This is a genomic window from Paenibacillus cisolokensis (assembly GCF_018403665.1).
Taxonomy (GTDB): Bacteria; Bacillota; Bacilli; order Paenibacillales; family Paenibacillaceae; genus Paenibacillus_AH; species Paenibacillus_AH cisolokensis.
In genome coordinates this window covers 20447-31072 of record NZ_BOVJ01000007.1, presented here as the reverse complement: position 1 = coordinate 31072, position 10626 = coordinate 20447, and the positions used below count along the sequence as shown (strand labels likewise).

At 57.2% G+C, this 10626-nt stretch carries 6 protein-coding genes and 4 pseudogenes; all 10 read right to left on the bottom strand.

What is annotated here, in order from left to right:
• Positions 1 to 482 (bottom strand): annotated as a pseudogene (locus PACILC2_RS01135) (hypothetical protein); the annotation flags it as partial.
• A 23-nt stretch (positions 483 to 505) separates the two neighbouring features.
• Positions 506 to 748 (bottom strand): response regulator, encoded by a 243-nt coding sequence (locus PACILC2_RS01130; protein WP_213526933.1) that lies wholly within the window; start codon positions 746 to 748, stop codon positions 506 to 508.
• A 121-nt stretch (positions 749 to 869) separates the two neighbouring features.
• Positions 870 to 1798: pseudogene (locus tag PACILC2_RS01125) on the bottom strand (carbohydrate ABC transporter permease).
• Positions 1798 to 2733, bottom strand: a complete 936-nt coding sequence (locus PACILC2_RS01120; RefSeq protein WP_213526931.1) for an ABC transporter permease — start codon at positions 2731 to 2733, stop codon at positions 1798 to 1800. The pseudogene PACILC2_RS01125 and the gene PACILC2_RS01120 overlap by 1 nt, the downstream one beginning before the upstream one ends.
• Positions 2734 to 2940: 207 nt before the next feature.
• Positions 2941 to 4172, bottom strand: a pseudogene (locus PACILC2_RS01115) (aminopeptidase).
• A gap of 59 nt (positions 4173 to 4231) precedes the next feature.
• A pseudogene (locus tag PACILC2_RS01110) lies at positions 4232 to 4917 on the bottom strand (MgtC/SapB family protein).
• 86 nt (positions 4918 to 5003) lie between these two features.
• Positions 5004 to 5405, bottom strand: coding sequence for a gamma-glutamylcyclotransferase family protein (locus tag PACILC2_RS01105; RefSeq protein ID WP_213526929.1), 402 nt, complete (start codon positions 5403 to 5405; stop codon positions 5004 to 5006).
• A 152-nt stretch (positions 5406 to 5557) separates the two neighbouring features.
• On the bottom strand, positions 5558 to 8233 hold the full coding sequence (locus tag PACILC2_RS01100; RefSeq protein ID WP_213526927.1) for a hypothetical protein: 2676 nt from the start codon (positions 8231 to 8233) through the stop codon (positions 5558 to 5560).
• A 379-nt stretch (positions 8234 to 8612) separates the two neighbouring features.
• Positions 8613 to 9815: an MFS transporter gene (locus PACILC2_RS01095; RefSeq protein ID WP_213526925.1), complete on the bottom strand. Its 1203-nt coding sequence runs from the start codon at positions 9813 to 9815 to the stop codon at positions 8613 to 8615.
• Positions 9816 to 9820: 5 nt separating this feature from the next.
• On the bottom strand, positions 9821 to 10564 hold the full coding sequence (locus tag PACILC2_RS01090) for a glycerophosphodiester phosphodiesterase (protein WP_213526923.1): 744 nt from the start codon (positions 10562 to 10564) through the stop codon (positions 9821 to 9823).
• Between the last annotated feature and the right edge of the window lie 62 nt (positions 10565 to 10626).

The following is a 10626-nucleotide window of genomic DNA, read 5'->3' as shown; positions in this document are numbered from 1 at the left end:
TAAGTCGGTTCAGCCCAGAGGCCCACGCGGTCGCGCGCGCGCGACGACAGCGCGGCGCAAGCGATACCCATGCCGTCGGTCAGGGCGGTCAGCACCGGAAGCTCCAGCTCCGCTGCCGCTTCCTGCGCTTCCGTCCGCCAGCGGGATCTCGCTTCCTCGTCCCGGAACTCGAACGCGACGCATTGATAGAAGCCGCGCGCCGGAAAGGACGGCGCCAATTGCCCGAGCCGCTCTTCGATCGGAGCGCCTTCCGGCGCGGAGTCTGGAACGGGTTGCACGATCAATTTGACCAGATGTTCGATCAGCTCGGGCTTGGAGTGGTCGAACTGTTCGCGAATCGACTGAAGTTCCTCAAGCTCCCGCCGCTTCCGCCTCGCGTCGGAAATATTTCGTACCGTTTCCTTCAGCAGCTTGCCGAGTTCGTCCATTTGAATCGGCTTCAGCATATAATCGACGGCCTGCAGCTTGATCGCCGACTTCAAATAATCGAGATCGTTGTATCCGCTTAAAAAATGATTTTACAGTCCACGTCGATTTCACGGACGCGCTGCGCGAAAGCGATTCCGTCCATGCGCGGCATGCGGACATCGCATAATACGATATCCGGCCGCACCTGAACGAACCGCTCGTAAGCCTCGATGCCGTCTTCCGCCTCGCCTGCGACTTCGATCCCCAGCCCTTCCCAATCGACAAAACGCCGCAAACCGCTTCGGGTCATCGGCTCGTCGTCTACGATGATCGCTTTCAACTCGGTGTCCCCCCGTTATGGACTTGTATTTCGTTACTATGATAACAGAAAAACCTTTCATCGCCGCATTAAAAACGCGAGCAATGAAAGGAAATCTGACATTACCTCTAGCCTTTAACCTTCAGCCTTTAACGGAGCCGACCAGTACCCCTTTCACAAAATGCTTTTGCAGAAAAGGATAGACGAGCAGAATCGGAACGGTCGCCGTCACAATCGACGCGGCCCGAACCGCCTCCGGCGTCTGATTCAAATCCCGGCTGACGTCGACCTGGCCGGCCGTCGTCATCACCTCCTGCGTCGAGGCGATCAGCTCCTTCAAATAAAGCTGGAGCGTCTTCAGCTCCGGCGCCGTAATGTAAATCATGGCGTTAAAGTAGCTGTTCCACAAATTCACCGCGTAGAACAAGCCGATCGTCGCCAGCACGGGCTTGGACAACGGCAGGATGATCGTATGCAAAATCCGCGTATTCGAAGCGCCGTCCAGCTTGGCCGATTCCTCCAGACTTTCGGGCAGCGCTTCGAAATAGTTTTCACGATAAGCATGTTGAACACGCTGATCAGGCCGGGCACGAACAAGGCCCATATCGTGTTGATCATCTGCAGCTCCCGCATGACCAGGTAGGTCGGGATGATGCCGCCGTTAAACAGCATCGTGAACACGTAAATCAAAAGGATCGGCTTGCGGAACTTCAAATTCGGCTTGGACAGCGGATAGGCGGCCAGCACGGTCATCAGCAGCGAAGCCAGCGTTCCGATGAGCGTGACGATGATCGTGATGCGAAACGAATTGATAAACTGCTTGTTGCCGAGTACGAGCTCGTACGTCCCCACCTGAAAGTCGATCGGAAAAATTGTGACGATGCCGGAGACGACCGCGGCCTCGCTGCTGAACGACTTGGCGATCACGTTGAGAAACGGGAACAAGGTGATCGTCCCCAGCACGACGAAGAAGGCGTAGTTGAATACGGCAAATATTTTCTCGCCGGCCGATTCCTTGATCGCGTTGCCGCCGCTGCGCCGCCGCCCGGCGCGTTCGTTCGCCAGTTCCATTACCAGATGCTCCTTCCGAGAAACTTCTTGCAGAACGCATTGCCCGACACGACCAGCATAAAGGCGACGACCGATTCGAACATGCCGACCGCCGTCGAGAAGCTGTAATCGGAGGCACCGAGACCGACGCGATAGACGTAGGTGCCGATGACGTCGGCCACATCGTAGACGACGGGATTGTACATGACGAGAATTTGCTCGGTTCCGGCTTCCAGCATGCTGCCGAGACGCAAAATCAGCATCAGCACGATGGTGGAGAAGATGCCGGGCAGCGTAATATGGATCATCTGCCGCAGCTTGCCGGCGCCGTCCATCTTGGCCGCTTCGTACAGCTGCGGATCGATGCCGGACATGGCCGCCAGGTACACGATCGTCCCCCATCCGACTTCCTTCCAGCCTTCGGTGAACACAAGCAGCGGACGGAAAACGGCTTGATCCATGAAGAAGGCGATCCTCTCGCCGCCCAGCTTCTCGATCACCGTATTGACGATTCCGTCGTTAAGCGACAGCAGGTTGATGAACAAGCCGCTGATAATGACCCAGGAGATGAAATGCGGCAAATAAATAACCGATTGGATGATGCGCTTGAACAGCATTTTGCGCAGCTCGTTCATCAGCAGCGCGACCATAATCGGCGCCGGAAACAGGAAGATCAGCTTGTAAAAGCTGATGATCAGCGTGTTGGCCAGCACATTCAGAAATTGCTCATGCCCGATCAGCTTCTCGAAATGCTTCCAGCCGACCCACGGACTGCCCCCGATGCCTTTAAAAATGCTGAAATCCTGGAACGCGATCACAAGGCCGTACATCGGCGTATATTTCATCAGCAGCAGAAACAGAAGGCCGGGGACAAGCATGAAATACAGGTCCCAATCTTTCCGAATCGCGACCCGGGTTTGCGAACGTTTGCGTCTTAGCACCTCGGTTACATTCATGTGAAGAACTCCTTTAAATGTGGGATGAGAACGTGTGCCGTATCGGGTCTCATGCCTTTCATTATGCTGGAGCTCCGCAAACAAAAACAACGATGCAATCTTAATAAAATAGAGAAAATCTAAAGGTTCTGCGAGCCGGGAAACGCAAAAAGCCCCGCCGGTTTCCCGGCAGGGCTACTCGATCGTGAGGACGGGACAGGGGAACGATCAGATTGCCCAGTTCCCTTGACGGAAAACCGGCTCTCTCGTCCCGTCCTTATGAATGCCGTCAATATCCATTTCGGCGGAACCGATCATGAAATCGACATGCGTAATGCTGCTGTTGACACCGCAGGCCTCCAGCTCTTCGGGGGACATCTCCTTGCCGCCCTCCACGTTGAACGCATAGCCGCTGCCGATCGCCAGATGGTTCGAGGCGTTCTCGTCAAACAGCGTATTGTAGAAGAGGACGTTCGACTGCGAAATCGGAGACTCGTGCGGCACGAGCGCGACTTCGCCCAGATAGTGCGAACCTTCGTCCGTGTCGACGAGACGCTGCAAAATTTCTTGCCCCCGCTCCGCCTCCACCTTCACGATACGGCCGTTCTCGAACGTCAGCTTGAAGTTGTCGATAATGTTGCCGCCGTAGCTGAGCGGCTTCGTGCTGGATACGTAGCCGTTGACGCCGTTGCGGTAAGGAACCGTGAACACTTCCTCGGTCGGCATGTTGGCCATGAACGAGACGCCGCTTGCGCTTGTGCTCGCCGCCCCCACCCAGACATGCTTCTCGGGCAGCTCGATCGTCAGGTCCGTGCCCGGTGCGGTATAGTGCAGCTTGTGAAAATGCTTGGCATTCAAAATATCCACTTTGGCGTGCAAATTGGCGTTATGCCGCTTCCACGCTTCGACCGGGTTGTCCGCGTTCAGGCGCACCGCATTGAAAATCGCATCCCACAGCTTATTTACCGCGCTGTCGCCGCTTTCCCCGGGGAACACCTTCTCCGCCCAATCCTTCGACGCCGCGGCGACAACCGTCCAGCTGACTTTGTCCGATTGGGCCGCCCTGCGGTAATACTCCAGCGCCTTGCCGGCCGCCTTCTGAAAATTGCTGATCCGCTGCGGATCGATGCCTTTGAGCAAATCCGGGTTTTGCGACACGATCGAGACGAACGCGGCATTCGCGTCGACGAACGCATTCCGCTTGGCCGCCTCCCATTCCGGATATACCGTAAAAATTCGTCGGCCGCTTTTTCATACTTCAACCGCGACAGCGTCTCGTCCGTCCAGTCGACATGGACGTTGCCCGCCCCCGCCTCGTATGCCTTGCTTGCCACCAGACGCACCAGCGGCGCGATTTCGACCGAACCGGTAACATAGACCTGCTGTCCCGGCTGAACGTTCACGCCGATTTTGACGATCAGCTCGGCATAGCGCTCGAGCTTCTGTTCGAAATGAGTCATATCGGGATCTCCTTGTCCATTTTGGATTTTTGTTTCCTATTATATCCTATTTAGGGCGACTAGTTCATAATTTCGACTCCGACCACATCGTCCATATTCGAAATCATTTTATACAGATCGGTGATCGTAATTTTGACGTTAACCCTTGTCCTTACTTCCAGAAGCGACATCGATTCTTCTTTTATCGCCTTGATCCGGCATTGGGAAATCTCGATTTTTCCGCTTTCAGCCTATCGAGAATCGGCTCGATGCTCGATTTGTCGCTGATCGTCACTTTAATCAGATGCTCTTTCTTCATCAGCCGGAGCGGCTTGCTGAGCAGAAGCGGAAGGAGCTCGACCGTAATCATCAGCAGCGCCGTGACGATGATCGCCTCATAGTAAAAGCCTGCTCCGACGGCGATGCCGACGCCCGCGGCACCCCAGATCATCGCGGCCGTAGTCAGGCCGGAAATATGGTCGTTGCCCCGTTTCAAAATGACGCCCGCACCGAGAAAGCCGATTCCGGATACGATTTGGGCGGCGAGCCGGAGCGGGTCCATCTGAATCCGCACCGCATCGCTCCCCGGCGACAGATAAGCCGATTCGATCGACACGATCGTTAACAAACAGCTGATAATCGCAATGACCGGGCTTGTTTTCAAGCCAAGCGGCTTGCTCTTCAGCTCGCGCTCCAATCCGATGATCAGGCCGAGCAAAGCCGAAAGTCCCAGCTTCAACCAGAGATTTTCATCCAGCCATTCCATATCTCTCGCTTCCTTTCTCCTCTTCACATAACCGCAATCAAGTATGTTTCACAATAGCATAGCCAAGAAGCGCCGTATAATCAAGGCTATGAGGTCTTCGCTTTCCGATATTGCTTCCAGTCTCCGGACGGAATGGGGGAAGCGCCGGCGAAACGATCCGACACATAGGCCAGTACCGGAATATCGCCCCGGTCCGTGCCGGCCGTCGTCTGCACCCGCTCGTAGAGATTGCGCGGGTCCCCGGGGCCGTAATAGTCTTCGAGCGCATCGATCCGCCGCAGCGTCTCTTCATCGATCTCGTATATTTCCCCGTACACGCGGCCCGTTCCTTGCCGCACGGCCGGATAGCCATAACCGGTATCGACGAGCGCGCCCTCGATACAGGCTTCCGGGACCGCGCAGCGCGACCCTTCAAGCAGGCCGTGTTTGGACTCGCCGAGCCGAAGCGTACCGTAAACGAACAGCAAATGCGTCTTTTCATTGCGCATGGTCCATCCCCCTTTAAATGTAAAAATTTACATTACAGGGATGATCTTCGTCAATACTTTTGTCAAGTTATGTGACATCGGCCATGCGCATGAAAAAAAGACCGCCCGCGCCAAATGCGGACAGTCATACGTTTATGTTTTCACGCGGCCTTTTATTCCTTCATGACGATCGACGCGTCATCCGCATAAACGGCCACGTTGCGCTGCGCTTCGTTGATGATGAATAAGCGCACATAACGGGCGGCGGCGGGCGCCGTGGAAGAAACGGCGGCTTCCGTCCATTGTCCAATCGGCCCGTCAATACGCGCTGCCGCTTCCGTCTGCTGCGGAAGTTCACCGCCTTCCGCGTCGTAAAAGGCGAGCCGGATTTCCGCCGCGCTGTCCGCTACCGGCTTGCCCTTGTCCCGGGCGTCCAGGTACAGCTTGACTGAAGCGGCGTACGGCATCTCCGGAAGCACCTCGATCAAATCCGATTGCACGGCAATCCGCTTGCCTGCGCCATTGTCCTGGTTGACCAGCTTCAGGCTGCGGTCTCCCGATGCGAAGCGGTCGGACGAAATTTCGGCGATATCGTTCGGCTTTGCCTTCCCTGCGAGCGACCAGCCCGGGATCGCCCCGTGGGCGCCGGTCTCTTCAAAACCGGCATTGCGGATATCCAGATCGACATCCGCGATTTCGACGGTTACCGGCTGCGAGACGGTTCCCCGGAACGAAGCGGTCAACGTAACCGTGCCTTCCTGCAAGCCGGTCAGGATGCCGTTCTCCACGACCGCAATTTGCGGATCCGAAACGGTGATGGTGGCGGCCGATGCGAGATCGACGTCCCAGCCGAACAGTTCGCCCGCAACGGTCAGCGGAACGGACTGCCCGACGGCGATATGCCCGGGTCCCGCCACCGTCAACGTTCCCGGCCTGGCGGCCGCATATTTGTAAAGCCGGGTTGCCTTGGCGGCATATACATTATCCTGTTCATCCAGCGTAAACAGCACGACCTGGGGAGACAGCTCCCGGAACTCCAGCGTATCCGGATTCAGCGCGACAAGCCTGCCCGCGACGTCGGAATACAGCAGACCGTCCGCGCCCCAGCGCTGATGGATCGGCCGCCAGCTGCCGTAGTTCGTCACAGACGGATACAGATTTCTGGATTTGACGATTTCCTTCGTCACAGGGTCGAATGCGAAGATGACCCCGTCCATCGCCGCCCAGATGAGACCGTCCGGGCCAAGCGTCAATCCGCTGATCATGCCGTTCGAGGCGGATTTGCCTTCGAGCTGCGGCTCCCATTCCGCCGCCTTGCGCTTGGCTGCCGGGTCCCAAACAAAGAGCTTCGCCTTGTCCGCCGCCGGCACGCTGCCGAGGCCGCCATGCACCGTCGTCGATCCGTATATGAGACCGTTCGCATACAGCAGCCCGGAAATGCTCTGGTTCTCGACTACGTTGCGGAATACTTCGTAAACCGGACGGCCCTCGGAAGCGGAAGCATCCGGATCGTAGACAGTAATGGCGCCGCCCAGCTCGCCATAACCCGGAATCGTGCCGATATACAGCTTGCCCGCCCCTGCCGTAACGACGAACGGACGGTCCTGCGCTTCCCCGACATCGAACAGATGGGCGGGTGCGGCGGTTGTCGACAGCGGCGTCGTCGTGTCGTAGGCGAGAATTTGCGCCTTCGGATATACGCCGAAGTAGACGGTGTCGCCGAGCGAGCCGATCCCTTCCGACTGCGGCAGCGGGAAATTGACGAACCGGTTCGCCGCCGGATCGTACTGCGCTCCCCCGTCTCCGTAGCTGCTCATATACAGTTTGCCGTCCGGACCCGTTTCCAGCGCTTGAATGTTGATCGCCTGCGAATCGACCAGGGCGTTCATCTGCCGCATTTTGCCGTTCGGCGGGTCGTACAGCACTGCCGCTCCGTCATACGAAACCGTGACCATCGCTATGCCCGGAAATTCCGGCTGGTTGGCTACGTGCAGCCAGGCGCTGCTGCGGATCGATCCGTCGAAGTACATGACCTGACGCTCCTCCAGCGTCTCGACATCGATTTCCCACATGTACTTGTCCCGCTTGTTCGTATAGACTTTGCCGTTATGCTCCGGCGTGACCGCAAGCAGTCCCCGGACATTTTCGATCGTTTTGTCGCGCCATTCCCCATTCTTCATATTGTATACATGCATCGTAAACGTGCCGTTCCAGAACACGTACAGCTCGTCGCCGACCACCGTCAAACCGTATACGAACTGCATGCTGTTTTCCTTGCTCTTATAGGCATCGGGCAGCTCCGGCATGCCGATGGAAGCCGTTTCCTTCGTCGCCAGGTCGATCTTCCACACGCGTCCGTTTGCCGAGCCGGTCCCCGCATACAAATAGCCGTTATGGTAAGCCAGCGAACGGACGTACATTTCGCTCTTCCCGTCGTCTCCCGGCGCTTCGCCGTTATCGACCGGCCTGCCGAGCAGATCGGTCATCTCATACGTTTGCCCGTCGATCTTGAACACGCGTCCCCCGGCCGTAGGCGAATAAATGCCGCCGTACACATTCCCTTCCTCGTCATGCACCAACGAATAGATCGACCCCGTCCCCGGAATCGGGATGCCCAGATCCCGCACTTGCTTCGTCTCCGGCGAATAGACGAACACTTTGCTCGTCGTGCCGATAAATACTTCCCCGTTCGGCACCCGGACATGCGTCCATGAGCTCGCCACGCCGGCAAGCGGAAACGATCGCAGCAGCTTCTCATTGTCGATATCGACGACGTTGAAGATGGCGGATTCCCCCGCCGACGGGCTGCCGGACACGGTCGTGTACATGACGTTGGCGCCGTCCTCCACCCCGAATGCCGCGTCGAACGTCTGTCTGACCGCAATCGGCGCGCGAGATCCTGCGGTTCTCCGAGTCCCGAGAAGGATAGCGCCTTTCCTTCCACGCCCGCCGCATCCGCGGCGCCGGCGCTTCCGACGACGCTGACTCCGATCAGGGCTAGCAGCAGCGGACAAATGAGCATGCGTTTCCACATTACGAAATTCCCCTTTCACCATGTAATCGTTTTCAATCATATCCATTGTAAATGACTTTCCCGATTCTGTATTTGTCCTCTGCTTTACGAATCGTTGTCCTGAGTTGCTTGCCCCGAATCAAGGAAACACAAGAAACGAAGGAAACGGGGACGCGCATCGTACGCATCCCCGGTTCCTTGACAGCGGCTTATATTTACCGTGCGGCAGAGTCCGCAGCCTGCGCGCCGGCTCGAACGGCATTGCCGTCATGCCTGACCAGCAGCAGGAACAGCAGCGCGAGCAGCATGCCGCCCGCGGCGCAGACGAAGAGCGAGACGTAGCCGAACTGGTCGATGACAAGACCGAGCAGCGGCGGCGAAGAGAGCGCGGCGAGCGAAGACGCGAGATAATACAGTCCGGTCCGCGTGCCGATACTCCGTTCGGCGCCAGTCGAAACGACGAACGGATAAGAGTTGATGTTGATGCATGCCCAGAAGATGCCGCCAATCGCCAGCATAACGCGAAGCAGGACGACCGACTGAATGAGCGGCATGGCGGCGAATACGGCGAACAAGCCGCACACGCCGATCATGATCATCTTCTTCTTGCCGATTCGGCTGCCGAGCCAGCCGCTTGGCAGCGCAAACAGGACGAAGAACAGCGAGAAGAACGTGAGCGAGAAGGAAGCCGCGTTTTCTTTAAGTCCCAAATGATGCTTGCCGTACAAGGTGAACAGCGCTTCGACGCCCTGGTACGACACGAACCAGAAGAAGATCGCCGCGAGCAGCATGACGGTCGTGCGGTCCAGTTCGCCGCGCAGCTTGATTCGCTTCGTCTCGGCCTCGAACGGGACGACCGAGTCCCGGCTTTCCTTGACGTTCCGGTACAGAATGAGCATCGAGATCAACGTAATCGCCGCCGCCGCTATGAACGGAAAGGAAGGGTTCGCGCCGTACAGGACCGAACCGGCGCCGAACGCGATAATGCCCCCGATGCCGCCCATGAAATTGATGATGCCGTTCGCCTTCGTCCGCTGCGCTTCCGGCGTTATATCCGGCATCAGCGCGATCGTCGGCGACCGGTAGACGCTCATGGCAAGATTCATGAGCACCATAAACAAGACCAGCGTCACGAAACTCGTATGTAGCGGTATCAGAATAACGAACAAGGCGGCGAGCGGCATCCCGACAAGCAGGTAGGGCATGCGCCGTCCGAACCGGGTGGACGTCTTGTCGCTGCGGTTTCCGATCCACGGCTGCAGGAACAGGGCGAAATAGTTGTCGATCGTCATCATAAACCCGATCATCGCCGTGCTGGTCAGAAACGAATCGAGAAAGAACGGAACGAACGCGTTGTACAACGCCCAGGTAATGCTGATGCTGAAAAATCCGAAGCCAAGCAGCCACGTCTTTTTCATCCGCTCTATCCCCCCGTTCCCGCGTCATGAAGCAGTTCGGCAAGCCGGTCGGGATAGTCGGTAATAATGCCTGCAACGCCGGCGTCGATCAGCTTGCGCATCACGTCAGCGTCGTTGACGGTAAACGGATGGTAAGCGATTCCACGTTCGGCCGCCTGCGCCACCCATTCGGGAATAACCGCGTAATAATAAGCGTGAAGCGCCTCCGCGCCGACCCGCGCCGCATATTCCCATGGCTCGTACAAGCCTTCCATGTACAGGATGCCGGTTCGAATCTCGGGGGCAAGATGCTTGCATTTCACGAGCGAATAATGGTTGAAGCTGGATATAATGATGCGGTCGCTCATGCCGAACCGGCGAACCTCTTCAATGACCGCCTCCTCCAGCCCTTCATATTGAATGATGCCGTTTTTCAATTCCAGATTGATGACGAACGAGGTGGGAGCGGCCAGCTCAAGAAGCTCCCGGAGCGTCGGCACACGCTCGCCCTCAAACGCCGGATCGAACCACGAACCCGCATCCAGCTGCTGCAGTTCTTCCAGCGTCACATCCTTCACCAGCCTGGACGAGCCTGCCGTCCGTTTCAGCGACTCGTCGTGAATGAGCACGAGCTGTCCGTCCGACGTCATCTGAACGTCGGTCTCGATTCCTGTAGCGCCCAGCTCGATGGAACGCCGAAACGCCGCCATCGTATTTTCCGGGCAATAACCGGACGCTCCTCGGTGGGCGAAATTCAGGACTGATTTCATAAGGTTACCTCCGTAACGAATAGTAGGACTATCATCCTAATTATACGACAGAACGGTATGGC

Excerpts from the sequence above, each read along its gene's own strand:
- PACILC2_RS01095 (WP_213526925.1), bottom strand. The coding sequence starts at position 9,815 with ATGAAAAAGACGTGGCTGCTTGGCTTCGGATTTTTCAGCATCAGCATT.
- PACILC2_RS01105 (WP_213526929.1), bottom strand. The coding sequence starts at position 5,405 with ATGCGCAATGAAAAGACGCATTTGCTGTTCGTTTACGGTACGCTTCGG.
- PACILC2_RS01090 (WP_213526923.1), bottom strand. The coding sequence starts at position 10,564 with ATGAAATCAGTCCTGAATTTCGCCCACCGAGGAGCGTCCGGTTATTGC.
- PACILC2_RS01120 (WP_213526931.1), bottom strand. The coding sequence starts at position 2,733 with ATGAATGTAACCGAGGTGCTAAGACGCAAACGTTCGCAAACCCGGGTC.